The sequence below is a fragment of the Trebonia kvetii genome (assembly GCF_007827045.1).
In the GTDB taxonomy this organism is placed as follows: domain Bacteria; phylum Actinomycetota; class Actinomycetes; order Streptosporangiales; family Streptosporangiaceae; genus Trebonia; species Trebonia kvetii.
Map to the genome: position 1 here is coordinate 277,827 of NZ_RPFW01000008.1, position 26,535 is coordinate 304,361.

Sequence of the window (26,535 nt, forward strand, 5' to 3'; positions counted from 1 at the left end):
CTTCAGCGCCGCGCGATGCCCCGCCAGACGTGCTTGAACGGCTCGCCCGTCTTCCGGTGCGGCACGGAAACAGGCTCAAGCTCCACCCGCTGCCATCCGGCGAGCAGCTCGCGAAGGTAGTCCTCCGAGAAGAAATGCACGGTCTGCCCCGACGCCTCGGCCACGTAATCGGGCTCCAGCTCACGCGCGGGCAGGTTGCGGGCGCGCAGCGGCCGGTCCTGCAGCGAGTTGACGTGGAACAAGAACAGCCCGTCGGCCCGGACCAGCCGGGTCACTTCACCGACTGCCACCCGGGTCACGCTGTCTGGAAACATGTGGATGGCGACGTTGGACATGACCGCGTCGAAGCTGCCGTTGCGGAACGGGAGCGGCCGTGTCATGTCCGCCACGAGAAACCTGGCAAGCGAGCCGAACCGAGCCCGCGCCCGCCCGATGGCCTCACGCGACAGGTCGACAGCCGTGACCGCATAGCCCTCCGCGGCCAGCCGGGCCGCGTCGTTGCCCGTCCCGCAGCCAAGCTCGAGCACGGTCCGCACGCCCGCGTCACGCAGCGGCCCGAGGAACGGCGCGGTCCACACACCCGCCCAGTCCAGGTCATCACCGGACTCCAGCCGCTGCCGGTGGTACCGGTCCCAGAACTCCGCGCCCGCCTGGACCACACGGCCACGCTATGCCGGAAGCGCAAAGGAAGCGACTCACTTTCGCCATCCCGCGGAGGACTGACGCCGGGGCGATGGCCTGCCCTGCCGTGATCACGTGGCCGAGAAACGCCTTGGAGCGATGATCACCGGCCTGGTAGCCTACGGCTTACCGTGAGGCCGATTGAGGGGGTGAGACCCGTGAACGCTGTACCAGCATGGGTGCTCCGCTTCCCGTCACGGCCGTGCGACTGACGTAGATGTCGCCTGGAGCGCCTCAACAACAGGGCACTCCCGAAAGGCAACACCTATGTACTCTCTGCAGTTCACCGCCGAGTCGTCGTCGAACGGCATGCTCGAGCGCGACTTCACCGTGGGCGGGGTCCCCGGCGTCCTGTGGTCCCCGGCCTCCGGCGCCCAGCGGGCACCCCTGATCCTGATGGCCCACGGCGGCGGCAACCACAAGAAGCACCCGGCGATGTCCGGCCGCGCCCGGCGCCTGGTGGCCGGCTGCGGCTTCCACGTCGCCGTCATTGACGCGCCCGGTCACGGCGACCGGCCGCGCACGGCGCACGACGAGGCCGAGATCGCCGAGCTGTTCCGGGCGCGGGCGGCGGGCGAGCCGGAGGGCCCGATCGTCGTGCGATACAACGACCACCTGGCGCAGCTCGCCGTGCCCGAGTACCAGGCGACCCTGGATGCCCTCCAGGAACTCCCGGAGATCGGCACCGACGGGCCGGTCGGCTTCTGGGGTATCAACATGGGCACCGCGATCGGCGTGCCGTTCGTGGCGATCGAACCCAGGATCGCCGCCGCGGTCTTCGGTCAGCACTGGCCCGGCGTCCTGGCCGAGAAGGCAAGTCGGATCTCCATCCCGATCGAGTTCGACATGCAGTGGGACGACGAGCACATCTCGCGGGAGGAGGGTCTCGCGCTGTTCGACGCCTTCGCCTCGAAGGAGAAGTCGTTGCACGTGAACTCGGGCAAGCACAAGGAGCTGCCCCGGTTCGAGGCCGACAGCGCGGTCCGCTTCTTCGCCCGGCACTTTGGCGGAGCGGTCGCCACGTCGGCCTGACGTGCGCGGTCGGCCGTCTCCCGCCGGGCGCCTGGTGCGAACCGGGGCCGAGATCGTGGGCCATCCAGGCCGGCCACGGCCCGAAGCCCGGCCTCCTGCCCGTTTCGCCCTGTTTTGCCCGGCACCCCAAGCAAACCCACGACGCTAGCCGGACGGGGAACGGCGGACCGCCCCGGGTCGGCGCGGTCCGCCCTCACCGTCAGCTCGCGGGCAGGATGTTCTGATTGACGTGGAACGCGTTGTCCGGGTCGTAGCGGCGCTTGACCTCGGCGAGCCGGTCATAATTACCCAGGTAAGAGGCCCTGATCCGGTCATCTCCCTCGGCCATCATGAAGTTGATGTAGGCGCCGCCTGCCGACATCGGGTGCAGTTCCCGCCAGTAGTCCTGCGCCCACTGGGTGATGCTGGCATTGTTGGCGGGATCGGGGTCGACCCCCACGATGACGCCGGCCCAGCCGCCGTCCCGGTAGGCGAAGGCGGTCGCGTCGGCCGGCACCCGGCTGGCCGCGCCGTCGATCGGGTACAGGTGCATCGTCGAATGCCCCGTCGGGAGCTGCTCGCCGTACTTGACGTGCACGTCGATCGCCTCATCGGAGATCTCCTGGAAGAAGTCCGCCTTCCAGTACCACTGCAGCCCTGCCGGGTACAGCGGGTCGAAGGCGCTCTGCAGCGCGGTGAACGGCATCTCCATCAGCCCGACGATCAGCGGCGAGCCGAACGAACGGACCGGCTCGAGCACCTCGTCCGCCTTGGCGTGCGGCCCCGTGTAGCACCAGACGATGGCGCAGGCCTTGCGTCCCCACAGTTCCTCGGGGAACGGCGGGGCCGGCGGGATCGTGATCAGGCCGATCCAGCCGCTGAGCTCCTCGGGCAGCAGGGGCAGCAGCTGGCGGTACCAGCGCATGACCGCCGCGGTGTCGGCGAAGTCGTACAGAACAGGGCCGCCGATGATCGTCCCGTGCTCGCCGATGTCGTGGCAGCGGAACGTGAACGACGTGACGACGCCGAAGTTACCGCCGCCACCGCGCAGCGCCCAGAACAGGTCGCTGTGCTCGTTGTCGGCGGTGGCCGTCACGAACGACCCGTCGGCGAGCACGACGTCCGCGGACAGCAGGTTGTCCACGGTGAGGCCGAAGCGGCGGGACAGGTAACCGATGCCGCCGCCGAGCGTCAGGCCAGCCACGCCGGTCGAGGCGAGGAACCCGCTGGGGGTAGCCATGCCGAACGCGACCGTCGCGTGGTCGACGTCGCCCCAGGTGCAGCCTGGGTCGACGCGCACCGTGTGCTCCTGCGGGTTGACCGTGGTGCTGCGCAGCCCGGATAGGTCGATGACGAGCGCGTCGTCGGCCACGGCCAGGCCCGCGGCGTTGTGGCCCCCGCCGCGCACGGTGATGTCCAGGCCATGGGCGCGGGCGAACCGGACGCACGCGATGACGTCGGCGGTGTCCGCGCAGCGCGCGATCGCGGCCGGATGCTTGTCGATCATGCCGTTGTAGACGGCGCGAGCCTCGGCATAGCCGGGGTCTGCCGCCAGGATGACGGTGCCGCGCAAGGCGGCGGACAGTTCTTCGTACGGTGCCGTGGTGGTCCCCGTGGTAACGCTCATCTTGTCTCCTCCAGGTCAGGTCAATGAGCTATGAGTCCGACGGTAGAAGGCGGAGCGTTCGCGGGGCGTTCGTCAGGCGTTCGCGACGATCAGCCGCCCTCCGCCGGGGAGCTCAGCGGCCGAACGCCCCGGCCGGACAAATCGCCCCGGCCGGACAAATCGCCAAGGCCGGGCAAGTCGCTCAGGTCTGCCTCGCAGCGGCGGACCAGGGCCACGCTGCCGTGGCTCGACGCGAGATCCGCGGCGGCGCGCAGCCGCGCGACCGCCCCTTCCGGCGGGTCATAACGGGCGCGCATCCGCATCACCTCGGGCAGCCACCACAGGTCGTCGTGGACGCGGCCCGCGGTGAGCGCGGCGTCGAGCGTCGCGCGGGCGGCGGTCGGCCGGCCCTGCTTGGCCAGCAGGTCGGCGAGCAGCGACAGCCAGTAGGGCCGGCGGGCGAAGGCGCCTTGGGCCTTGAGATTGTCGGCGCCCTCTTCGGCGAGCCTGGCGCCGAGGCCGTCGCGGTCGCTCGCGGCGGACCACCCGTCCAGGATCAGTCCCCACTCGCGGTAGTAGCCGAATTCATACCGCTGGCACAGCTCGCGCAGCTCAGCCACGACCTCGCGGAGCCGGGGCAGGTCGTGGCGGAGCTGCTGGGTAATGGCGCTGTAGGCCAGGGCGATGGTCACGTTGTAGGGATCACCGATCGCGCGGGCGAGATCGATCGCCTCCTGTGCCGCGCGCGCGGCCGACTCCTCGTCGCCGAGCAGCCAGTGGGCATGGGCGCTCCAGGCCGTCGCGTGCACGTTGGCAAGCGTCCCCACGCTGAGCAGCTCAAGGCCGCCGCCAAGGCCGGCGGCGAACGTCAGGTCGCGCAGGCCCTCGGCCGGCCGGCCCAAGCTGAGGGCCGACCCGCCCATCATGAAGCGCGCCTGGCCCGCGGTGCTCGTCCCGGGGTCGGCGAGGGCGAGCGCGCGAGCCGAAACCCGGTGGCAGTCGGCGGTCCGGCCCTGAACGAACCAGGTGACCCCTAGTCCGACGAAGCCCACCTGCACAAGGTCGGCGCGACCCAGCGATTCGGCGAGCGCGATCGAGCGCTGCATGTTCCGCTCCAGTGCACGCGACGCGTAGCCCTCCCTGGCGTTGAGCGGTGCGGCCAGCGCGGTGAGCACCGCGAGTTCCAGGCTGTCGCGGTCCCGCCCGGCGGGCATGGCCGCGATAACCGACAACGCGTCCCGGTACAGCCGGATCGACTCGGTGTGTGCGAACCGATCGGCTGCGATCTGCGCGGCCTGCCGGAAAAAGGCCACCGCCTTGGCCCGGTCGCCTGCGCGGGCGTACTGCGCCGCGAGCTGTGCGGCGACCCCGTCCGTCGCCCCGCCGTGCAGCAGTTCCAGGCCCTGGGCGATCCGCCGGTGCATCAGCCAGCGGCGGGCCGGGCTGACCTCCGCGTACGCGGCCTCCCGCAGCAGGTCGTGGGAGAAGTCATAGCCGGTGCCGAGCTCCCGCAGGATTCTGCTCCGCCACAGCTCGTCAATGGCCTCGACCACGGCATCGGCCGTCAGGTCGCTCGCCTCGGTGAGCAGGCCAAGGGAGAAGTCCGTGCCTACCGCCGCCGCCAGGCCCGCCACCTCCTGCGCCCCCGGGGTCGCCTGCGCCAGCCGCCTGCGCAGCACGGCGGACAGGTCACCGGGCGGCGATCCGCCCCCCTCGTCGACCCGGCCAGGCTCGCCGGCCTCGCCGCGGGCCGCCTCGATGACATAAAGCGGGAAGCCCCCGGTCGTCGCGTACAAGGTCGCCGCGTCCGCCGCCGCCAGGGCCCGGCCGGATATCGCCTCGGCGAGGCGCGCCCCGTCGGCGGCGTCGAGCGGGGACAGCGCCAGCTCGGTGAGCAGGCCGGCGGCCCGCATCCGCACCGCCCAGGCGGCCAGCTCACGGTCGCCGCGGCGATGGTCGTCCCGGACGGTGCCGGCTACCAGGAGCGGCGTCTCGTCGCCCGTCAGGCCAAGGCAGAAGCTGACGAAGTCGAGCGTCTCCTGGTCGCACCACTGGACGTTGTCCAGGACCAGGAGCAGCGGGCGGCCCACCGCGATCAGGGCCCGCGCCAGCCCCTCATAGAAGCGGTGCCGCTGCCACGCGTCCGCCATCGTGCCCGGCCGTGGATCGATACCGGGAACGCCCTGGTCAGGCAGCAGCCGCGCGACTTCCGCTCGCCACGCCTGGTCGAGGGTCGCCGCGGCCGCTCTGACCGCCGGATCGCGCAGCCAGTCGGCGACCGGGGCAAGCGCCAGCCGTCCCGGCGCCGCGAAGCACTGGGTAGCCACCACGACCGCGCCCTGCCGGCGGGCGAGGTCGGCGACCTCGGTCACCAGGCGGGTTTTTCCCACGCCGGCGCCGCCCGCGACAAGCACCATGCCGCGCCGCCCGGCGGACGCCGCCTGCCAGACGTCGGTCAAGACGCGCAGCTCGGCAGCCCGCCCGATAAGCGGTGCCCTGGGCTGACCGGGCCGCCCGGCCGACTGTGCCTGCTGTGCCGTCTTCGTGATCACGGGCGGGCCATCCCCGGCCGGCGCCGTCGGCCGGTTACGCGTCATGAGCCGCCTGAACGCCGCGCGGGTCGCATCGTCGGGCGCCACGCCGAGCTCCCGCTCAAGCACGGAAGCGCAATGGTGGTAGGTGCTCACCGCCGCCGCCCGGTCGCCCATGTCGGCAAGCAGCCCCATCAGCACGCGATACCCGGTCTCCTCAAGGGGCCGCAGCTCGATGCGGCGCCGCGCGGCGGCCGCCGCCCCGGTGAGATCGCCGCCCCGCGCCCGGGCGGCGCCGACCAGGTCGCACAGCTCCACGCACTGCCGTCCGAGCCGTTCCCTCGCCTCGGCGGCCCAGTCGTCGTACACACCAGGCAGCAGGTCGCCGCGGTATTGCGCAAGCGCCTCGCCGCCGTGCCTGATCACCGCGTCGTCGTCGCCGGACTCCGCGGCCGCGAGTGCCGCCAGCCGGCCGGTATCGAAGGCCCGCACGTCCGCGTGACAGGTCGGCCCGTCCACCCAGCACAGGTCCCTGGCCGTGACCTGCAGCGAGCCGTCCTCGCCAAGCGCCTGGCGCAGGTGATGCAGTTCCCGGCGCAGGTTGGTCAGTGCCTGCGCGTCGCCGGATTCCGGCCACAGCAGGCCGGCGATTCGCTGGCGCGGATGTGGCACCCCGGGATGCACGGCGAGGTAGGCCACCAGCGCGAGCGCGCGCGACGACCGGACCTGAACGCCGCTGTCTTGGTCATCGGTGATTTGCTGTCCGCCCAAGACGGACACTCGCAACATAACGCTCCGCTCTCCGAGGTCCGGCACCCGGCCAGCGAAAAGCCAGGCAACCCCGCAGCCTCGCAATGGCGCAACCGCACACGACCGCCGCCGTGTGAGCCTTAACTGGATCCTAGTAAAGGAGGTGCCTCGGAGAAAGAATGAACGCAAGGCCCGACCTCGGTCAACGTTTCGTCCACCATGGCCTTCCCACGGACAGCTAGCCAGGCTCCCTAGCCGGCCGGCGTGGTGATAATGCCGTACTCGTGAATCCGCCGGTAGATCGTCGCCCGTGACATGCCGAGTGCGGCGGCGGCGCGGATCTTGTTGCCGCCGTGGTCGAGCAAGGACTGGACGATCGCGTCCCGCTCGATCGACTCGAGCGGCGACAGCACTCGGCGGGAGACCGTCCAGCACTCCGGCGGCAGGTCCTCGGGCTGGATCTGGCCCGCCCGGCGGCGCTGCACCACCTGCTTGAGTACCTGCCAGAGCTGCGCCGTGTTGCCCGGCCAGGTGTGCCGCAGCAGCAGTTGCATGGCCGCGGAGGAACACCTGACCCGTCCCTGCTGGCTGAGCTTGCCGAGGAAGAACGGCACTAGGTCGCGCAGGTCCTCGCTGTGATGGCGCAGCGGCGGCACGGCCACGGACCCGGGGAACAGCCGCAGCAGCCCGTTCAGGTCGGCGCGGGCGGCGCTGCCGTCGAGGGTGACCGCTACGAGCAGGTCTGCGTCCCGGCCGGCGGCCTTCACCTCCTCCAGGGCGCCCGCCAGGGTCCTGGCCTGCCGCGCGTTGAGCGCGTGCACGTGCCGCAGGACCAGCAGCCCGGTACCGCCGCTCAGTTCCGCGCGCACCTGGGCGAGCCAGTCGCGGTCGTGGGCCGCCTCCGCGGCGTCGAGGACGTGGCAGGGCGCGGCGGGGTTGCGCCGCTGGTGCACGGCCCGGACGAGCGCGAGCTTGCCGACGCCCGGTTCACCTTCGAGCACGAGCCACTCGCCTCGCTCGTAACTCGCCTCCGTCAGCCTGCTGGCCCGCCGCCAGGCCGCACCGCCGCCAACCAGGCCGGGTAGCGACATGGTGGCCCGCGACACCGCGGCCTCTGGGAGCGGGACCGTGGCGGGCGTCACGAGCTTGACGTGCACTACACCGTCGGTGAGCGGTGCGGAGTCCACCGCCGTCGTGATGGCGCCAAGCTCGCCGACTGGTCGGCAGAACATCTTGGCGACCGCCCCGCTCGGCAGGTCCACCGTCACCGCGCCGGGCGGCCGCCACCGGCCGCGCGGCCCGGCCGCACTGGCCATGGTCTCGGTGGCCCGGCAAATCAACGCCGCCTGGTCCGCGGGGGCCAGGGCCTTTCGCGCGTGGTCGTTGAGCATAACGATGTCGTTGCCCAGCCCGAGGACGATGCCGCCGGAGTGCCGGCAGGCCCGCGTGTACTCCTGCAGCAGCCGAAGGTCCCGGCTGTTGCTCGTCTCGGTGAGCGCCTGGTTGAGCTGGTCGGCGGTGGAGCGGACGAGCGACAGCATCAGCGGGTCGGCGTCCCTGCGCCAGCAGGTCAGGTCGATCACGCCGAGGGTCTTCCCGGACAGCGGGTCGCGGACCGGAACGCCGGCGCATGCCATGCCCTCAAGCCGCTCCGCGTAGTGTTCGTGCCCGAACACGTGCGTCGGACCGCCCGATTCGAGCGCGGTCCCAATGCCGTTGGTACCGACGATGTCTTCGGCGTAGGAGAAGCCGGGTATGAGCATGATCCGGTCAAGCTGGCGTTCCAGCTTGTCGTCGCCGGTGAAGCGGCGCAGCACCAGCCCGGACGCGTCGGTCAGGACGATGCTGATCGGCTGTCCGTCGAGCTGCTCGAACAGATGCCTGAGCACCGGCTCGGCGGAGCGGGCCAGCGTCGAGTCGAGATTGGGGTCGCCACGGTAGCTCAGGTCGAGCCGGTCGGCTGCGACGTTCCACTCCTTGGAACGCCACCAGGAAGCCAGAATCGGCTCTCTGACCACCGACCGGTCGACTGGCTCGGCCGCCAGGAACCGGTCCCTGGCCTCGGCCAGGGGATCGCGGCCGCCGGGAAGTCGCTGTTCGGGCACTGCGAGCGCGGTGTCTAGCGGCGATCCGCAACCAGGCGACCTTCCGCGATCCGGCAGACCCCCGCTCTCCGGAACGTTCTGGTGCAGCCACGTCGATGCACGTCCCATTTGTCTCCTCCTGCCCTGCTCGTCCCGGTCGGAGGACCCCCGGTTCTCACGTGGAGTGTTCTTTCGTTATCTCCGTGTTGCTCAAAAGATAAGCCCCCTGTCATTAGGCACTGTCTCAACTTGAGATGCCCGATGCAAACTCGTCGGCGTCTGCTCGGCCCCATGGACAGCAGCGAAGAGACCTACAACCCGTGGAGCATCGTCAATCTCGTCTTCCATCACCTCGCCGACGAGGGCCTGCACCCAATGCTCGGCGAGGCCGGCGATCCGGGCGCTCACGCCGCCGGGTTGCTGACGGCGCTCGGCATCGTCCCGTCCGCCCGTGGTACCGAGAAGGTCGCCGGCCGCGTCAGTGACGAGCTGGCCGCGCTCCGCGAGGCCTTCGAGGCGGCGCACCCCGAGCGTGCCAGCCGAGGCGAGTCAGGCTGAGCCCGGGGAGCAGCTCACCGCAAATCTCCCAAGACCCCCACTGGTCCCTGTCTCATGCTGAGAACACCGTCTCGGCCAAACCGAGGTGTGATCCAGTGCACAAGGACTTTCCCAGCAAGGGAGGGATGCCGATGAGCCGCCAGAGCGTGGCCAAGGCCCACCAGAAAATCCAGGAGCTCTCCTGGGAGCCTCAGTACCACACGCCGGTCAGCCACTACGGAACGGATTACACGTTCCAGAAGGCCCAGAAGAAGGACCCGCTCAAGCAGGTGCTCCGGTCCTACTTCCCGATGCAGGAGGAGAAGGACCACCGGGTCTACGGCGCGCAGGACGGCGCGATCCGCGGCAACATGTTCCGCCAGGTGCAGGAGCGGTGGCTGGAGTGGCAGAAGCTGTTCCTGTCCATCATCCCGCTGCCGGAGATCTCCGCCGCTCGCGCGATGCCGCTGCTGTTCCGCACGGTTCCGAACCCGGAGCTGCACAACGGGCAGGCGATCCAGATGATCGATGAGGTTCGGCACTCGACGATCCAGCAGAACCTCAAGCGCCTGTACATGAACAACTACATCGACCCGGCCGGCTTCAACATGAGCCTGCGCGGGTTCCAGGACGACTACTGCGGCACGATCGGCCGCCAGTTCGCCGAAGGTTTCATCACCGGCGACGCGATTACCGCGGCGTCGATCTACCTGACGATCGTCGCCGAGACGGCGTTCACGAACACCCTGTTCGTGGCCATGCCGGCCGAGGCCGCCGCCAACGGCGACTACCTCCTCCCGACGGTCTTCCACTCGGTCCAGAGCGACGAGTCGCGGCACATCTCCAACGGCTACGCCACGCTGCTGATGGCGCTGAGCGACGAGTCCAACCACCAGCTGCTCGAGCGTGACCTGCGCTACGCGTGGTGGAACAACCACCGCGTGGTGGACGCCGCCATCGGCACGTTCATCGAGTACGGCACCAAGGACCGCCGCAAGGACCGCGAATCCTACGCGGAGATGTGGCGCCGCTGGATCTACGACGACTACTACCGCTCCTACCTCGTGCCGCTGGAGAAGTACGGCTTGGTCATTCCGCACGACCTCATCGAGGAAGCGTGGAACCAGATCTGGAACAAGGGCTACGTGCACGAGGTCGCCCAGTTCTTCGCCACCGGCTGGCTCGCCAACTACTGGCGGATCGACCCGATGACCGACAAGGACTTCGAGTGGTTCGAGTACAAGTACCCGGGCTGGTATGACAAGTACGGCGCGTGGTGGGAGAACTACAACCGCCTCTCGATGCCGAACGGCCACCACCCGATCGTCGCCGAGAGCGTCGACTACGAGTACCCGCATCGCTGCTGGACCTGCATGGTCCCGTGCCTGGTCCGCGAGGACATGGTCATGGACCAGGTGGACGGGCAGTGGCGCACCTACTGCCACGAGGAATGCCGCTGGACCGACGCGGTGGCCTTCCGGCCGACGTACCAGGGCCGCGAGACCCCGAACATGGGGCAGCTCATCGGCAAGCGCGAGTGGGAAACTCTCTACCACGGCTGGAACTGGGCCGATGTCGTCTCCGACATGGGCTTCGTCCGCGACGACGGCAAGACGATGGTCGCGCAGCCGCATCTCAACCTCGACGACCCGAAGAAGATGTGGACGCTCGACCACCTGCGCCGGATGCCGGAGGTCCAGTCACCCAACGTCCTGCTCAACCAGATGACAGACGAAGAGCGTGCGGCGTTCGTCGCGCACTACAACGCCGGTGGTCCCGCAGGTCGTCCAGCACCGGCCGCCGCCGGGTGACGGCACGGCTCAGATTCAGAACGGAGGCGGCTTACTCAGCAGGGCGCAGGCCCGCCGGTCCCACCACCGGCTGGGCCCGCGCCCGGAGTTGAGCGCCCCGTGCCGCAGAAAGGTGGCGCAGGAGGGGTGCGCGCGTGAGCCAGAAGCACACAGTCAGGTTCGAACCCGTCGGCATCGACATCGAGGTCGACGAGAACCAGACGATCCTGCGGGCCGCGGCCGAGCAGGGAATCATGCTCATGCACGGGTGCAAGGAAGGCCAGTGCGCCTCGTGCAAGTCGTTTGTCCTCGAAGGCGACGACATCGAGCACGACCGGTATTCCACGTTCGCGCTGCCCGATTACGAATTGGAGGAAGGGTACACGCTGCTGTGCCGGGCGCACGCGTACGACGACGTCACGATCGAGCTCCTCAACTACGACGAGGACATGATCCGGTCTGGCCTGCCGATCCAGCAGGCCACCGCGGAGGTTGTTTCCAAGGATCCAGTGACGCACGACATGCGCCATCTCGTGCTGCGCCTCATCGAGCCGGACGAGGTCAAGTTCTTTCCTGGCCAGTACATGGACATCTCCGTCCCCGGCACCGACCAGGTCAGGTCGTTCTCCATGGCCAACACCTCAAGCAGGGAAGGGTTGCTCGAGTTCGTCATCAAGGTCTATCCCGACGGGCTGTTCTCGCAATTCCTCGACAAGGAGCTCAAGGTCGGCGATCGCTTGGAGCTGACCGGCCCCTTCGGGGTGTTCACCCTGCGAGAGTCAGAAGCCGACCTGGTCTTCGTAGGCGGCGGAGCGGGGATGGCCCCGATCCTGTCCCTGCTCCGCTCCATGGCCGAACGGGGCATCGGTCGCAAGGCCACCTTCTTCTACGGCGCCCGCACCCAGCCCGACCTCTGCTTCGAGGACGAACTGCGGTCGATCGCCGAGAAGCTACCCGACTTCACCTACATCCCGGCCCTTTCGCACGAGGACTGGGACGGCGAGAACGGCCTCATCACCGATGTGGTCAAGCGCCTGACGGGGAGCCTCTCCGGGGCGCACGCCTACGTATGCGGCCCGCCGCCCATGGTGGAGGCCGCGCTCCCGCTGCTCGAGACGCTCGGCGTCCCAGAAAAGCGCGTCTATTACGACAAGTTCACGACAACCGGAGAGCCCCAATGACAGAGACGCAGACACCCAGCGTTCCACAGCAACGCAGCGTGCCCCAGCCGGTCTTCACCGACGCGGAAGCGGGCGCGAAGGAGTTCCCCGACTCGAACAACCGCCGCTTTACCTACTTCACCCCGGCAAAGCGCAAGCCGTCGCACTACGAGGACGTGACCGTCGAGGTGCAGCCCGACCCTCGGCACTACCTGTCGCAGGGCTGGCTGTACGGGTTCGCGGACGGCCGCGGCGGCTACCCGCTCGACTGGACGGTACTCAAGGCCTGGGGCTCGGACCGGCCCGAGCCCGAGCGCTACCCCGGGTCAGGCGGCCAGGGCTACGAGTGGCCCGCCACCGGCTGGCATGAGTTCCGCGACCCGAACGAGGAGTGGGAGCTCACCCTGTACCGCTACAACGCCAACGTCGTGCGGCAGCTCAACCAGAACGTGGACAACGCCCGCCAGGCCAAGGCATTCGATCAGTGGAACCCTAACTGGATCCGCTTCGTCGAGCGCAACATCGGCGCCTGGATGCACGTGGACCACGGCCTCGGCCTGTACCTGTACGCGAACGCGCAGCGCCGGGCCCCCACGAACATGCACAACAACGCGATCTCGGTCAACTCGATGCACCGCATCCGCGCCGCCCAGGACATCGCGCTGTACAACCTCACGCTGACCGATGAGGTACCCGGCTTCGACGGCAGCGCGCACCTGGAGACCTGGAACTCGGACCCCGCCTGGCAGGGCGTGCGGGAGACCGCCGAGCAGCTCACCGCGATCTGGGACTGGGCTGAGGCGATCTTCGCGGCCAACGTGGTGTTCGAGCCGCTGGTCGGCGAGCTGTTCCGCAGCCATCTGGTGCAGCAGATCGCGCCGCGCAACGGCGACTTCGTGACACCGACCGTGGTCGGCGCCGCCGAGTACGACTTCGCCGAGCGCGACCTGCGCTACACGATGGCGATGTTCGGCCTGCTCACCACCGACCGGGAGTTCGCCGATCTGAACAAGGCAATCATGCGGGGCTGGCTGACGGACTGGGTGCCGCGCGCCATCGAGGCGGCCCGCAAGCTGCAGCCGCTCTGGTCGCAGACCGACATGAAGCCGCCCCGCTTCGAAGACAGCCTCGACGCCGCCAAGAGCCGGTTCGCCGGCATCGTGTCAGACCTGCACCTGGACGTCCCGAAGGAGCTGGCCCAGTGACCACGCAGCAGTTCAAAACCACCGAGTCCCCGTTCAAGGCTAACAACACTGCCTCGAACAAGTGCGGCTTCACGCTCATGAACAACCAGGTCGGCGAGGTGGTCGCGGAGGTCATGGCGACCAAGCCGAACGTCAAGGTGACGTACATGCCGTCCATGATGCGGGTCGACGGCGTAGGGACGATCGAGGTCAACTACGACGAGATCTCCGAGGCGCTCGGTGAGGAGCCGGGCTACTTCGACGCCGCCGAGTTCGAAGAGGACATGTCGACCCACTACGGCCGGATGATCCACCTCGATGACAAGACGCTCTTCTTCGCCAACCCGGAGGACGCCGCCGACTACCTCGGCTTCGACCTCACGCCTACGTCCACCTGATGGTCGCCGCCCCCGGGGAGAACAACTGTCCGTAACCGCTACCATGCGTTGCGTGGCGATCGTTCTCCCCGGGGCATGACCGAACACAGCACAGCAAAGATCGGGATCCCTTAAGGAGGCGTCGGGCCTTGTATGAAAAGGATGGCGAGAAGTACTTCATCGTCGATTCGCACATGCACTACTGGAACGCGGCACCCTCGAACTGGGTGAAGGGCGCGGAGCAATACGCCAAGGGCTGGATCGAGTGCTTCCACGCCTACCAGGGCCTCGGCCCGGCCGAGACGCACTGGCCGATCGAGAAGTTCATGGCCTACACCGAGGACGACCTGATGAAGGACGTCTTCGAGGACGGCTACGTGGACGTCGCGATCTTCCAGCCAACATACCTCAAGGAGTGGTACGCGGAGGGGTTCAACACCACCGAGCGCAATGCAGCCCTGGGAGAGAAGCACCCGGGCATGTTCATCGCGAATACCCGCTTCGACCCACGCGACGGCGACAACGGCTTTGATGAGCTGCGCCGTAACGTCGAGCGGTACGGCTCCAAGGGCGTCAAGCTGTACACCGCCGAGTGGAACAACGGATCGCGCGGCTACAAGCTGAGCGACCCGGCCGCCTACCGGTACCTGGAGAAGGCCCAGGAGCTCGGCATCAAGAACATCCACGTGCACAAGGGCCCGACGATCTGGCCGCTGGACAAGGACTCGTTCGACGTGTCCGACATCGACCACTGCGCGACCGACTTCCCCGAACTGAACTTCATCGTCGAGCACGTGGGCCTGCCGCGGATCGAGGACTTCTGCTTCATGGCAACGCAGGAGCCCAACGTCTACGCCGGCCTGTCCGTCGTCATCGGCGGGCTCATGCACGCGCGGCCGAAATTCTTCGCCAAGGTCATGGGCGAGCTGCTGTTCTGGGTCGGCGAGGACAAGATGACCTTCGGCAGTGACTACGGCATCTGGGAGCCGAAGTGGCAGGTGGAGGGTTTCGTGGACTGGCAGATGCCGGACGATGACGAGCTCTCCGACTACCAGAAGCTGACCACCGCCGGCAAGAAGAAGATCCTCGGCCTGAACGCGGCCAAGCTCTACGACATCAAGGTGCCGGCCGAGTTCCTGGTGCCCGCCCAAGCCGGAACCCCCGCCGCGCAGGATTCGTCGCAGCTGGTCACCGAGCAATGAGCGTAAGCACCGACACGACCGTGATGAGCGCCGCCTTGGCGGCGCTCACCACGGTCCGCGACCCGGAGCTCGACGAGCCGATCACCACCCTGGGCTTCGTCGCGTCGTGCGTGGTGTCCTGCGACGGGCGGGCGGTGGTCCGCCTCCGTCTCCCCACCTACTTCTGCGCCCCGAACTTCGCCTACCTCATGGTCGCCGACGCCTACGACGCGGTTATAGCGGTGCCGGGAGTCACCGCGGCCGAAGTGATCCTGGAGGACCACTTCGCCTCCGACCAGATCAACGCCGGCGTAGCCGCCCAAGCCGGCTTCATCCGCTCCTTCCAAGGCGAAGCCTCCGCGGAACTCGACGACCTCCGCGCCCAATTCCTAAGAAAAGCCGTCATGGCCAACACCGACGAAGTTTGCCGCCCCCTCCTGAAGGCAGGCGTGACCCAAGAAGAACTAGCGATCCTAACCCTCGGCGTTCTCCCGCCTTCCCGGCAATTGGAAAGCCTAAGAAGACGCCGCGCCGACCTAGGCCTACCAGCCGACGACGACGCCCCGTTGCTAATCGACCCGGTGACAGGCAAGCGCATAAGCGCAGAAGCCGTACCCCTTCACCTGCGCAGGGCGCGCGTCACGCGGACCGGCATCGACGCGAACACAGCAATCTGTTCCGGCATGTTCAAAGTCCGCTACCCGGAGGGTTGGACACCTTAGCCACCGCTAACCAGAAGCGGAGGGGACGGGCCGAGGGGAATTCCCCGCGGCCCGGCCCTCACAACGTTCAGCGGCAGCGCGAGAATAAGTAATCGCAGTTCCAGAAAGATCGGGAAGGAACCGCACACAAAGTGAAAGCAGTACGAATTCACAAATTTCACGAAACCCCAGTAATAGACGAAGTGCCGGAGCCGAAGATCAGCAACCCGCTAGACGTCATCGTCAAGATAGGCGGCGCCGGCGTCTGCCGGACAGACTTGCACATCATCGAGGGCCAGTGGGACGCCGCGATGGGCACGCCGCTGCCGTACATCCTCGGTCACGAGAACGCCGGCTGGGTCCACGAAACAGGCCCCGCGGTCACCAACGTCCAGGTAGGCGACACGGTGATCCTGCACCCCACGCCGACCTGCGGCCTGTGCCGCGCCTGCCGGGCCGGCGACGATATGCACTGCGAGAACTCCAGCTTCCCCGGCCTGTCCACCGACGGCGGCATGGCGGAGTACCTGCTGACCTCGGCCCGCGCCTGCGTGAAGCTCGACCCGAAGACGCAGCCACGGGATGTCGCCGCGCTAGCCGACGCGGGCATCACCGCCTACCACGCGGTCCGCAAGGCGCTGCCGCTGCTCTATCCCGGCAGCACCGCGGTGGTGATCGGGGCGGGCGGCCTCGGCCACATCGGCATCCAGTGCCTGGCGGCGCTGTCGGCGACAAGGATCATCGTGGTCGACCGTAACCCGGACGCACTCAAGCTGGCCGGGCAACTCGGCGCCAGCGAGGCCGTGGTCGCCGACGGCAGGCACGTCGCCGCGGTGAAGGAACTGACCAGCGGCCAGGGTGCGCACGTGGTACTGGACTTCGTGGCCGAGCAGGGCGCCGAGATGGACGGCTGGAACATGACCCGGCCGGCCGGCTCCTACTTCGTGATCGGCTACGGGGGAACCGTCACCATCCCGACGCTTGACATCATCTCCACCGAGCGGAACATCATCGGCAACATCGTCGGCACCTACAACGACCTGGCCGAGCTGATGGCCCTGGCGCAGGCAGGCAAGGTCACGCTGCACACCAAGACCTACCCGCTCACGGCGGCTCCCGACGCGCTCGCCGACCTCGACGCCGGCCGTGTCCGCGGACGCGCGATTCTCGTGCCCTGAGTCGGCCGCACCCGTTCCGTATCAGCATTAAGAGAGGAGCAGCGATGGCTAAGGAACTGCGCTTCGGTGGTGAGGCGCGCGCCCTGTTGCTTGCCGGGGTCGACCAGCTCGCCGAGGCGGTCAAGTCGACACTCGGCCCCAAGGGTCGCAACGTGATCCTGGAGAAGATCACCGGGTCGCCGGTGGTGACCAACGACGGCGTGACAATCGCCCGCGAGATCTACCTGAAGAACCAGTTCGAGAACATGGGGGCGCAGCTGGTCAAGGAGGCCGCGATCAAGACCAACGACGTGGTCGGCGATGGCACGACCACGGCCACCGTGCTCGCCCAGGCGATGATTCGCGAGGGAATGCGGGCGATCGACGGGGGAGCCAACCCGGTCCTGGTCAAGCGCGGCATCGATCTCGCGATCGGCCGGCTGGATGAGTACCTTGAGTCGGTCGCGCACCCCGTGGAGACCGAGGAGGACTACCGGCGTGTCGCGGCGATCTCCGCTAACGACGACTACACGGTCGGCGCGGTGATCGCCAAGGCGCTGCACACGGTCGGCGATGCGGGGATCGTGACCGTGGAGGACTCGCCCGCGCCCGGCTTGGGCGTGGAGTTTGTCGAGGGTTTCCAGTTCGACAACGGCTACCTGTCGCCCTACCTGGTGACCTCGCCGGCCTCGCTCGAGGCGGTGCTCGATGATCCGTACATCCTGCTGTGCAGCGAGAAGATCACCAAGGTGCAGCAGCTCATGCCGCTGCTCGACAAGGTAATGCGGGCGCCGAGGCCACTGGTGATCATCGCCGAGAACGTTGAGGGCACCGCGCTGTCCATGCTGGTGCACAACCATGTCAACGGGATCTTCCAGTGCGTGGCGGTGCGCGCACCCGGCTTCGGTGACCGGCGGCTGCACAAGCTGGAGGACATCGCCGCGCTCACCGGCGGCGCCGTGTACAGCAAGCACTCCGGGTTCTCCCTTGAGACGATGACCACCGAGCACCTCGGCCGGGCCCGCCAGGTGCGGGTCACCGCGGACAACACGGCGATCATCGGCGGCGGCGGCTCGTCGGAGGCGGTCGACTTCCGCCTCGGCCAGCTTCGTGCCGAGCTTGAGCGGGCCACCTTCGGCATCGACGAGGACGTGCTGACCGAACGGATCGGCGCGCTGTCCGGCAAGGTCGCGGTGATCCGGGTCGGCGCGCCGACCTCCGCGGAGCTGAAGGAAGTGCGGCATCGGGTCGAGGACGCCCTGTCCGCGACAAGAGCGGCGATGGCCGAGGGCATCGTGGCGGGCGGCGGGTCAGCGCTCCTCCACTCGGTCGGCGCCCTGGACGGCGTCAGCAGCGATGCGGACGTCACCGGCGACTACGCGATCGGCGTGGAGATCGTGCGCCGCGCGCTGCCCGAGCCGGCCACGCTGATCGCCGCCAACGCGGGGTACGACGCCGCCACGGTGGTATCCGAGTCGGCCAAGCTCGGCGCTGACGAGGGGTTCGACGCGCTGTCCGGCCGGCACGGCGACATGGTCGCGATGGGCATCGTCGACCCGCTGCGCGTGGTGCGGTCCGCGCTCGCCAACGGCGCGTCCGTGGCCGGCCTGCTGCTCACCACCAACACGCTGGTGGCCGAGGAGCAGACGCCGTGGGGCGGCTCACCCGCGCTGATGACCGAGTACGGGTCGCTCGACGAAGGGCTGCACCAGCCGTCGCCGGACTCCTCGACACCGCAGTCCCTCGGCCTGGGACCGTCGGTTGGTTGACACGGCCATAGCCGCTCAGCAGGCCCTGACCGGACAGCGGCGGGGCCTGCGGGCGGTGACGCCCTTTCTCGGGCCGGCGTTCATCGCCGCGGTCGCCTACGTCGACCCCGGCAACTTCGCCACCAACATGGCGGGCGGCGCGCAGTTCGGCTACGCGCTCGGCTGGGTGGTGCTGACCGCGAACCTGATGGCGATGCTGGTGCAGACGCTGTCCGCCAAGCTCGGCATCGCCACCGGCATGTCGCTGCCCGAGACCTGCAGGGAGCGGCTGCCGCGCGGCGTCGTCATCTTCCTGTGGCTGCAGGCCGAGGCGGTGGCGATGGCCACCGACCTGGCCGAGTTCACCGGCGCGGCGCTCGGGCTCAACCTCGTCTTCGGCCTGCCGCTGTGGACCTCCGCGCTGCTCGCGGCCCTCGCGACCTTCGCGGTGCTCGCGATGGAGGTCGGCGGCTTCCGGCGGCTTGAGGCGGCGATCACCGCGCTCGTCGGCGTGGTGGTGCTCGCGTTCATCCTTGAGATCTACCTCGCGCGACCGCCGGCGGCCGCGGTCGCGGGCGGCGTGTTCACGCCCCGGCTGCCGGGCGGCGCGGCGCTCCTCGCGGTCTCCATCGTCGGCGCGACTGTGATGCCGCACGTCATCTACCTGCACTCCGCGCTGGTCCGCGGCCGGGTGGCAAGCGACGGCGACGAGGCGAGACGGCGCCTGTTCCGGTTCCAGATGGTCGACGTCCTGTGCGCGATGGGCCTGGCCGGGCTGATCAACCTGGCCATGCTCGCCACCGCCGCGGCCGTCTTCTTCACCCGCGGCGACCCGGGCGCGGGCGCGGACCTTGGCCGCGTGGTCGCCGGCCTGAACGGCTACGCCGGCGCGCACGCCGGCACGGTCTTCGGCGTCGCGCTGCTCGTCTCCGGCGTCGCCTCGTCCTGCGTCGGCACGATGTCGGGCCAGGTGGTGATGGAGGGCTTCCTCCGCCGCCGCATCCCGGTCTTCCTGCGTCGCGCGGTCACCATGCTCCCCGCCATCGTCGTGCTAGCGCTCGGCTTCAGCCCCACCAAGGCCCTGGTGCTGAGCCAGGTCTTCCTGTCCTTCGGCATACCGTTCGCGCTGATCCCGCTGGTCGCCTTCACCGCGAGCCGCCGCCTGATGGGCTCCCTGGTCAACCGGCCCGCCACCACCGCCGCCGCGGTCGCGGTAACGGCGGTGATCGTCGCGCTGAACGTCTACCTCCTTGCCACGGCCTGACCGGTCCAGCCACGGTCGGCCCAGCCGCCGCCCGACCCGGCGTCAAGAGCCGGCGGGCGCCAGGGACCCTACGACCAGGAACCAAGGGCGAGGACGGCGAAGATGAACGCGACGATGAGGAGGATCCAGAGCACCATCGCGATATAGCCGAGCATCAGTCCCGCGGTGGCCATTCCGGCGCCGGCCTGCCCGGTCCGCCCAATCTCCCGACGCGCGATGTGCCCGAGCACCACCGCCGCGATTGACGCGGGAAACACCACGATGCCGCCGATGCCGCAGGTCAGCGCGGCGATCGCCATTCCGTTGGTGCGCGCCGCCACCATAGGCGGCCCGTAGTCACTCATCATGGCAAAGTTCCCCGGCAGTGATTTCCCCGTTGCGGCCAAAGAAAGACCATCCCCCCGCAATCTTCACATCTATGGCCCCGCAATGCCAGAGTTCCCCCTGCGGTGCCCAGGTTCCGCCCACGCTCCGCTAGGGACTCCGGTCGCGGGCACCCAGGCGGAATCGCCCTAAACGCCGACCTCGCGGCCGCCCGCCTGCCGCGCCCCACGAGTCCCATCACCCCGCCCGCCCTACCGCTTCGACGTTGATCACGGCCTGCCGTCGACGCTGGTCGGAATGAACGGACCAGGCCAGCCAGGCATTGTTGCCCCTATTCGCCGGTAGTACGATCGTGGCACTGCAATGGGTCCGACGTGTCCGGCGTGCGGCCCGCTCCCGCCGATCTTCACATGTCCTTTCATGCACGTGCAGTATTTGTACGTTCCAGGAGTAAGTCCGATGCCGCAGCCTGGCGCCGGATACGTCTACGCCGGGTCGCGGCCAAGACCGACACCGCCCAGGCGGCCGCGAGCAGGCAGCAGGCGCCGACGAGCGACGCGGCGCCCGGCCAGGTGGCCGCGAGCGGGCTAGCGGCCTGGGCCTTGGTGCCGCTGATGGCGGCCGCCGCGGGGGAGACGTCGACCGCGAGGGCCAGGACGACGGCCGCGAGCGTGGTCAGCATGGCGGCGCCCGGGTGGCGCAGCATGGGCGGGTTGCACAGCGCGCCGACGGCGGAGCCGACCAGCAGGCAGATCAGCGCGATCAGCAGGCCGGCGACGACGATGCCCGGATGGTGCGCGGCGTCGGTCACCTTGTCGGCCAGGCTGCCGGCGGGGCTCGCGAGACCGCTGGCCGGCTCGGCGGTGAGCACCCCGAAGACGACCGCCGCGGCGCCGAGCAGCGCGCCGCCGCCGAGCGGGACGAGCAGGCTGGCGAGTTGCGCGCGCGCCGGGCCGGCCGCGGCGCCGACGCAGGCGCGGGCGGCGTCGGGTTCTGCGGTGAGCATGGCCCTGGTCAGGAAGGCCACGACGGGAACGAGCATCGCCCCGCTCCAGTCGAGCGTCTCGGCGAGCGACGTGGACCCGGCCGCGCCGACCGCGATGAGCAGCCCGTAGGCGATCAGCGGGAAGATCCAGCGGTGCGATCGCAGCAGGATCGCCGCCTGGAAGCGAAGCAGCGCGATCACGAGACCTCGGCCTCCCCGGAGCGAGCAGCGCCAGCGTCGGTGCGCTCGACGGCCACCGAGAGCACCCGCACCCCGTCCATGGCCCGCACCCGGTCCAGCACCTCGCCGGCGTCCGACGTCTCGAGGCGCACGGTGACCCGCTCCACCCGCCGCGCCGACACCGGCCCGGGGCCGGCCGCGATGGTCACCACGCCGTCGCCGCCCACCTGCCAGCGCTCGTCGGCCCGCCCGGCGAGCCGGGCCGGATCGTGGTCGACGAACAGCACCGTGCCGCCCTCGGCGACCCGTTCGGCCACCGCCTCATCGAGCGCCTCGCGCGCCGCCGTGTCCAGGCCGGTCCACGCCTCGTCGAGCACCAGCAGCCCGGGGGAGGGCAGCAGCGCCTGCGCGATCGCCATCTTCTGGCACATGCCCTTGGACATGGAGCCGAGCGACTGGTCGGCGTAGCCGGCCGCGCCGAGCCGCTCGAGCCACCGCTCGACCTGCCGCCGCCCCGCGTCGCCGCGCAGCCCGTGCACCCGCGCCATGTGCCGCAGGTACTCGCGCCCGGAGAAGGGCAGCCCGCCGGGGAACCGTTCCGGCACGTACCCGATGCTCGCTGGCCGGCCGGTCACCCGGCCCTCCGACGCCGCGGTGACGCGAGCGACGACCCGCAGCAGGGTCGACTTCCCCGATCCGTTGCGCCCCTCGACCCTGATCAGCCGGCCGGCGGGCACGTCGGCCGACATGCCGCGGACCACCCAGGGCTGCCGCACCCCGTACCGCTTGCCGACCGTATCGAGCCGCATCCCGACCTCCAAGCCGAAGCGTAACCGAGCAGGCAGCGAGAGGAGGGGGTCCGCCCCGCCGTGCGGGGCCAGCCGGGATGCGAGCGGCGGGCGGCCAGGCCCGCGCTATGTCACGAAATGGTGCAACACAGGCGTCAAACGCGCGAAAAACTACCATGTGCCGGGGTGAACAGTAGACAATGAGGCGCGCATTAATGACAGCTGCCCGCCCGCGCCTGGCCCCACCAGACGACGAAGCACCGGACACGCGGCGGGATCCCAGAGGCGGTTACATGAGTGTTATCGAAACGGCGGGCGCGCGGGTGCTCGCCGGCCACACGGGTGCGGTTAACTCGGTGGCGTTCAGCCCGGACGGTGCCAGGCTCAGCACCGCCAGTGAGGACAAGACGGCCCGGGTGTGGAACACCGCCACCGGTGACCTGGTGCACACGCTGGCCGGACACGCCGACGCGGTGTTCGCCGCGCCGTTCAGCCCGGACGGCAGACGGATCGCCACCGTCAGCGCGGACCTGACGCCCCGGCTGTGGGACACGAGCACCGGCGCCTGCGTGATGGAGCTGACCGGGCACACGATCGCGGTCTTCGGCGTCGCGTTCAGCCCTGACGGCCGGGTGCTGGCGACCACCAGCTACGACGAGACCGTGCGGCTATGGGACACCACGGCAGGCACCACCCTGCGCGTCCTCGAGGGACACAGCGACATCGTCTACGGCGCCGCGTTCAGCCCCGATGGCCGGCTGCTCGCGACCGCGAGCGGCGACGGCACCACCAGGCTGTGGAACGTCGCCACCGGGGCGTGCGTGCGAGTGCTCACCGGCCACACCGGCATCGTGTCCGCGGTCGCGTTCAGTCCGGACGGCGCGCTCATCGCCACGGCGAGCTTCGACTCCACCGCGCGCCTGTGGGAGGTGTCGACAGGCAACTGCCTGCGCATTCTCAGCGGCCACAGCGACACCGTCTGGTCGATCACGTTCAGCCCGGCCGAGCGGGTCGTCGCCTCGGCGAGCGAGGACGCCACCGCCCGGGTCTGGGACGCCGCCTCGGGCACGATGATCCGCACCCTCGAGGGCCACACCGATTCCGCGTTCGTCGTCGCCTACAGCCCCGACGGCCGGCTGCTCGCCACGGCGAGCTCGGACACCACGGTCCGCCTGTGGGAGTCGGCGTCCGGCCGGTGCATCCGCACCCTTGAGGGCCACACGGGGGCGGTCAGCTCGCTGGCGTTCAGCCCCACCGACCGGCAGCTTGCCACGGCGAGCACCGACGAGACCGCGCGCATCTGGGCCCTGTAGCCATTCCGCAGCCGCTCAGCCGCAACCGGAAGCCTCCGGTGCGGTGACGAGGCTAACGGAAAGCCCCACTAGTGCGGAATGATCGCATATGTCACAAAAGCCGCCACGGCGCCGAGCACTGAGCCGGCGATGACCTGGGCGGTCGTGTGATCCTTCAATACCACCCGGGACCAGGCGGTCAGTGCGACGAGCAGGTATGCGGGGGTCACCCAGGGGCCGGCCAGCAGCGCGAGTATCGTCACCGAGCCGGCTGCGACCGCGCAGTGGATGGAGATCTTCCACACCGTGGTGATCGCGGCGAGCACGGCGACGCTGCCGAGCATGCAGCCCAGGTAGCCGGACAGCTCGGCCGGCGCACCGAAGCCGACAAGCAGCGCGAGTCCCGCGGCGACCGACGCGACGATGAACAAGAGCACGATCAACCTGGCCCGCTTCGCGCCCACGTACCGGTCGTCCCAGCGGCCGGCCCGCACCCCGCGGCTGATGAACACCATGGGGAGCACGCCCGCGAAGATGGCGGCCACCGCGCCCCACGCGAGGCCGCGCACACCCTCGGCCCGCCACCCGACGGCCAGCGTGGTGGCGATGATCCAGTTCTTCGGCTCGAGCAGGTAGGAGACCTTCTCGGCCAGTGACCTGTCGTTCACTCGTCCTTCACGGTGACAGGCAACCATCAGACTCCTCCGTAGGCAAGTTGGTTGTCCGCTCGACCCGCGGCGGGTTACGTTCCCGGAAGACTCGATGAGGCGCGGAACACTCGATGAGGAGGGCACGCATGCCCGCACGGACCGGCGCGGAGTTTCTTGAGGGGCTCGCCAGGGCCAGGACCCAGGTGGAAATACAGGGCGAGACGCTGAACGGGGGCGTGGCTTCGCACCCCGCCTTCCGCAACGTCGTGCGCACGTACGCGAGGCTGTTCGACATGCAGCACGCCCCCGCACACCGCGACGTGCTTACCTACCCCTCGCCGCGCACCGGCGACCCGGTCGGCACGTCCTTCCTGATACCGCGCGACGAGCAGGACCTCGTCAAGCGGCGGCAGGCGTTCCGCCTCTGGGCCGAGGCGTCGCACGGCATGCTCGGGCGTACCGGCGACTACCTGAACAGCGCGCTGATGGCCCTCGCCTCCGCCGCCGACTGGTTCGGCCAGGCCGACACCGCCTTCTCCCGCAACATCGTCGCGTACTACGAAAAGGTGCGCGATCAGGACCTGCTGTGCACCCACACGCTGATCCCGCCGCAGGCCAACAGGGCGGTGGCGGGCAGCCAGCAGGGCGGCGGCGCGCTGATGGCGCACGTCGTCCGCGAGGACGACAACGGGATCGTGGTCCGCGGCGCCCGAATGCTCGCCACGATCGGCCCGTTCGCCGATGAACTGCTCGTGTTCCCGTCGACGGTGCTGCGCGGCACGCCGGAGGACAAGCCGTACTCGTTCGCATTCGCGGTCCCCGTCGACGCGCCTGGGCTGCGGTTCATCGCCCGCGAGGCCTTCGACTACGGCCGCTCGCACTTCGACCACCCGCTCGGCTCCCGGTTCGACGAGTCGGATGCGATCGTGATCTTCGACGACGTGCACGTGCCGTACGAGCGCTGTTTCACCCTCGGCGACCCCGAGATCTGCAACGGCTTCTACACGAAGACCGACGCGCTGCAGCACATGACCCATCAGGTGATCACCCGCACCACGGCCAAGACCGAGTTCATTCTCGGCCTGACCACGCTGCTGACCGAGTCGATCGGCATCGGCCAGTTCCAGCACGTGCAGGCCGACTTGGCGGAGATCATCACCACCCTGGAGACGCTGCGCGCGCTCGGCCGTGCCGCCGAGGCCGACGCGGCGCCCAACGGCTACGGCGTCTTCACGCCCGCCTGGCCGCCCCTGAACACCGCGCGCAACCTCTACCCCAAGCTCTACCAGCGGTTTCCCGAGATCCTGCGCAAGCTCGGCGCCTCCGGGCTGATGGCCATACCGACGGAGGCCGACCTGACAAGCGACGTCGCCGCCGACATCGACACCTACCTGCAGGCGGCCACGCTGAACGGCGCGGACCGGGTCCGGCTGTTCCGCCTCGTCTGGGACACCTGCGCCTCCGCGTTCGCCAGCCGCCAGGCGCTGTACGAGTACTACTTCTTCGGCGACCCGGTGCGCACCGCCGGCGCCTACGTGGCTAGCTACGACAAGTCCGCCTATGTGGCCAGGGTCAGGGACTTCCTCGCCGAGGATTAGCAGCGGCCAGCAGGCTCAGTTGACCTGGAACGAGCGCTTCGCCAGCCCCATCCAGTACCCGTCGATCACGGTCGGCGCGGGCGCGGACGGGTCGGTCGCCGCGCCAAGCGTCACGAACAGCGGCAGGAAGTGATCCGCCGTCGGATGCGCGTACGGCATGCCAGGCGCGCGCCGGAAGTTCGCCAATGTCTCCACGTCCCCGCGGCCAAGCGCGTCAGCGGCCCACGCGTCGAACTCCGCCGACCAGCCGGGCACGGCGTTGTCCGTGATCATCGACGGCGTGAGGAACGGCAGTCCGTGGGTGAGGAATCCCGACCCGATGAGCAGCACACCGTTCTCGCGCAGCGGCCGCAGCCGCTCGCCGAGTGACAGCAGCGCCAGCGGGTCGGACGTCGGAATGGACAGCTGCAGCACGGGCACGTCGGCCAGCGGGTACATGACCTTCAGCGGCACCCACGCGCCGTGGTCGAGGCCGCGGCTCGGGTGCTGGTGCGCGGGCGCGCTGTCCGGCATGAGTGCCGCCACCTCGCGCGCGAACGCTGACGCGTCGGGCGTCCGGTAGGTCAGCGTGTAATACCGCTGCTGAAAGCCGCCGAAGTCGTAGACGAGCGGCGTCCCTGGGGCGGGCGAGGACAACATCAGCGGCGCCGCCTCCCAGTGCGCGGAGACGATGAGCACCGCGCGCGGCTTGGGCATGGTGTGCGTCCAGGCGGCGAGCTGCGACATCCACACCGCGTCGTCGAGCAGCGGCGGCGCGCCGTGGCCGATGTACAGCGCGGGCAGCGGCGCGTCCGCCGCCTCCCAGGCCCGCTGCGCGGCCGACCGAGGCTCCGCCGTCACGGCGAACTCGTCGTACGCCCCGGCCGGCACCAGCGGATCGAAGATGGACGCCATGATCGCCTCCACGCGACAGCGGACCCATAAGTTGACGCTTCAACTATAGACATCCACTAATT

General features: G+C 69.4%; 22 protein-coding genes. 13 read left to right on the forward strand and 9 right to left on the reverse strand.

Annotated elements, in window-relative coordinates:
* Nucleotides 1–2: 2 nt before the first annotated feature.
* Complete coding sequence (locus EAS64_RS35990; RefSeq protein WP_145860469.1) at nt 3–659, reverse strand: class I SAM-dependent methyltransferase; 657 nt, start codon at nt 657–659, stop codon at nt 3–5.
* Between the two features lie 289 nt (nt 660–948).
* Here EAS64_RS35990 and EAS64_RS35995 point away from each other — a divergent pair, with 289 nt between their 5' ends.
* A complete protein-coding gene (locus EAS64_RS35995) occupies nt 949–1,713 on the forward strand; it encodes an alpha/beta hydrolase family protein (protein WP_145860471.1) in 765 nt (254 codons plus the stop codon).
* Nucleotides 1,714–1,912: 199 nt separating this feature from the next.
* Here EAS64_RS35995 and EAS64_RS36000 read toward each other — a convergent pair whose 3' ends face one another.
* The 3 genes from EAS64_RS36000 to EAS64_RS36010 form a co-directional block, all read right to left on the reverse strand.
* A complete protein-coding gene (locus EAS64_RS36000; protein WP_145860473.1) occupies nt 1,913–3,319 on the reverse strand; it encodes an FAD-binding oxidoreductase in 1,407 nt (468 codons plus the stop codon).
* Between the two features lie 89 nt (nt 3,320–3,408).
* A complete protein-coding gene (locus tag EAS64_RS36005) occupies nt 3,409–6,600 on the reverse strand; it encodes an ATP-binding protein (protein ID WP_222849857.1) in 3,192 nt (1,063 codons plus the stop codon).
* A gap of 230 nt (nt 6,601–6,830) precedes the next feature.
* Nucleotides 6,831–8,684: a sigma-54-dependent Fis family transcriptional regulator gene (locus EAS64_RS36010; protein WP_222849858.1), complete on the reverse strand. Its 1,854-nt coding sequence runs from the start codon at nt 8,682–8,684 to the stop codon at nt 6,831–6,833.
* A 270-nt stretch (nt 8,685–8,954) separates the two neighbouring features.
* On the opposite strand from EAS64_RS36010, the gene EAS64_RS36015 reads away from it, so the two are divergent.
* The 10 genes from EAS64_RS36015 (at nt 8,955) to EAS64_RS36060 (ending at nt 19,762) form a co-directional block, all read left to right on the forward strand.
* The gene (locus tag EAS64_RS36015) at nt 8,955–9,221 is read left to right on the forward strand and encodes a hypothetical protein (protein WP_145860479.1); all 267 of its coding nucleotides are present in this window, start codon (nt 8,955–8,957) and stop codon (nt 9,219–9,221) included.
* Between the two features lie 131 nt (nt 9,222–9,352).
* On the forward strand, nt 9,353–11,011 hold the full coding sequence (locus EAS64_RS36020) for a ferritin family protein (protein ID WP_145860480.1): 1,659 nt from the start codon (nt 9,353–9,355) through the stop codon (nt 11,009–11,011).
* 134 nt (nt 11,012–11,145) lie between these two features.
* Nucleotides 11,146–12,171, forward strand: coding sequence for an NADH:ubiquinone reductase (Na(+)-transporting) subunit F (locus tag EAS64_RS36025; protein WP_145860482.1), 1,026 nt, complete (start codon nt 11,146–11,148; stop codon nt 12,169–12,171).
* Nucleotides 12,168–13,355 (forward strand): ferritin family protein, encoded by a 1,188-nt coding sequence (locus EAS64_RS36030; protein ID WP_145860484.1) that lies wholly within the window; start codon nt 12,168–12,170, stop codon nt 13,353–13,355. The genes EAS64_RS36025 and EAS64_RS36030 overlap by 4 nt, the downstream gene beginning before the upstream one ends.
* Nucleotides 13,352–13,732 carry a propane 2-monooxygenase effector subunit MimD gene (gene mimD / locus EAS64_RS36035; protein WP_145860486.1) on the forward strand — a complete coding sequence of 127 codons (381 nt, stop codon included), beginning with the start codon at nt 13,352–13,354 and terminating at the stop codon, nt 13,730–13,732. The genes EAS64_RS36030 and mimD overlap by 4 nt, the downstream gene beginning before the upstream one ends.
* Nucleotides 13,733–13,860: 128 nt before the next feature.
* Nucleotides 13,861–14,913 (forward strand): amidohydrolase family protein, encoded by a 1,053-nt coding sequence (locus EAS64_RS36040; protein ID WP_145860488.1) that lies wholly within the window; start codon nt 13,861–13,863, stop codon nt 14,911–14,913.
* Nucleotides 14,910–15,614 carry an iron-sulfur cluster assembly protein gene (locus EAS64_RS36045; RefSeq protein ID WP_145860490.1) on the forward strand — a complete coding sequence of 235 codons (705 nt, stop codon included), beginning with the start codon at nt 14,910–14,912 and terminating at the stop codon, nt 15,612–15,614. The genes EAS64_RS36040 and EAS64_RS36045 overlap by 4 nt, the downstream gene beginning before the upstream one ends.
* Before the next feature lie 182 nt (nt 15,615–15,796).
* Nucleotides 15,797–16,771 carry an NAD(P)-dependent alcohol dehydrogenase gene (locus EAS64_RS36050; RefSeq protein ID WP_246116028.1) on the forward strand — a complete coding sequence of 325 codons (975 nt, stop codon included), beginning with the start codon at nt 15,797–15,799 and terminating at the stop codon, nt 16,769–16,771.
* A 44-nt stretch (nt 16,772–16,815) separates the two neighbouring features.
* Nucleotides 16,816–18,519 (forward strand): chaperonin GroEL, encoded by a 1,704-nt coding sequence (gene groL, locus EAS64_RS36055; RefSeq protein ID WP_145860493.1) that lies wholly within the window; start codon nt 16,816–16,818, stop codon nt 18,517–18,519.
* Entirely contained in the window at nt 18,512–19,762 is a 1,251-nt protein-coding gene (locus EAS64_RS36060) for an Nramp family divalent metal transporter (RefSeq protein WP_145860495.1), read from the forward strand. The genes groL and EAS64_RS36060 overlap by 8 nt, the downstream gene beginning before the upstream one ends.
* 68 nt (nt 19,763–19,830) lie before the next feature.
* Here the strand turns inward: EAS64_RS36060 and EAS64_RS36065 are convergent, their stop codons facing one another.
* The 3 genes from EAS64_RS36065 to EAS64_RS36075 all read right to left on the reverse strand — a co-directional run bounded on the left by EAS64_RS36065 (nt 19,831) and on the right by EAS64_RS36075 (nt 22,060).
* The gene (locus EAS64_RS36065; protein WP_145860496.1) at nt 19,831–20,109 is read right to left on the reverse strand and encodes a DUF4190 domain-containing protein; all 279 of its coding nucleotides are present in this window, start codon (nt 20,107–20,109) and stop codon (nt 19,831–19,833) included.
* A 395-nt stretch (nt 20,110–20,504) separates the two neighbouring features.
* A complete protein-coding gene (locus tag EAS64_RS36070) occupies nt 20,505–21,272 on the reverse strand; it encodes an ABC transporter (protein WP_145860498.1) in 768 nt (255 codons plus the stop codon).
* The gene (locus tag EAS64_RS36075; protein WP_145860501.1) at nt 21,269–22,060 is read right to left on the reverse strand and encodes an ABC transporter ATP-binding protein; all 792 of its coding nucleotides are present in this window, start codon (nt 22,058–22,060) and stop codon (nt 21,269–21,271) included. Before EAS64_RS36075 ends, EAS64_RS36070 begins: the two co-directional genes overlap by 4 nt.
* A 272-nt stretch (nt 22,061–22,332) precedes the next feature.
* Between EAS64_RS36075 and EAS64_RS36080 the strand changes: the two genes are divergently transcribed.
* Nucleotides 22,333–23,352, forward strand: coding sequence for a WD40 repeat domain-containing protein (locus EAS64_RS36080; RefSeq protein WP_187366426.1), 1,020 nt, complete (start codon nt 22,333–22,335; stop codon nt 23,350–23,352).
* Between the two features lie 68 nt (nt 23,353–23,420).
* Here EAS64_RS36080 and EAS64_RS36085 read toward each other — a convergent pair whose 3' ends face one another.
* Nucleotides 23,421–23,999, reverse strand: a complete 579-nt coding sequence (locus EAS64_RS36085; protein WP_222849859.1) for a phosphatase PAP2 family protein — start codon at nt 23,997–23,999, stop codon at nt 23,421–23,423.
* A 128-nt stretch (nt 24,000–24,127) separates the two neighbouring features.
* Between EAS64_RS36085 and hpaB the strand changes: the two genes are divergently transcribed.
* Complete coding sequence (hpaB, locus tag EAS64_RS36090; protein WP_145860506.1) at nt 24,128–25,579, forward strand: 4-hydroxyphenylacetate 3-monooxygenase, oxygenase component; 1,452 nt, start codon at nt 24,128–24,130, stop codon at nt 25,577–25,579.
* A 15-nt stretch (nt 25,580–25,594) separates the two neighbouring features.
* On the opposite strand, the gene EAS64_RS36095 is transcribed toward hpaB, so the two are convergent.
* Nucleotides 25,595–26,473, reverse strand: coding sequence for a dioxygenase family protein (locus EAS64_RS36095; RefSeq protein WP_145860507.1), 879 nt, complete (start codon nt 26,471–26,473; stop codon nt 25,595–25,597).
* Nucleotides 26,474–26,535 lie beyond the last annotated feature (62 nt).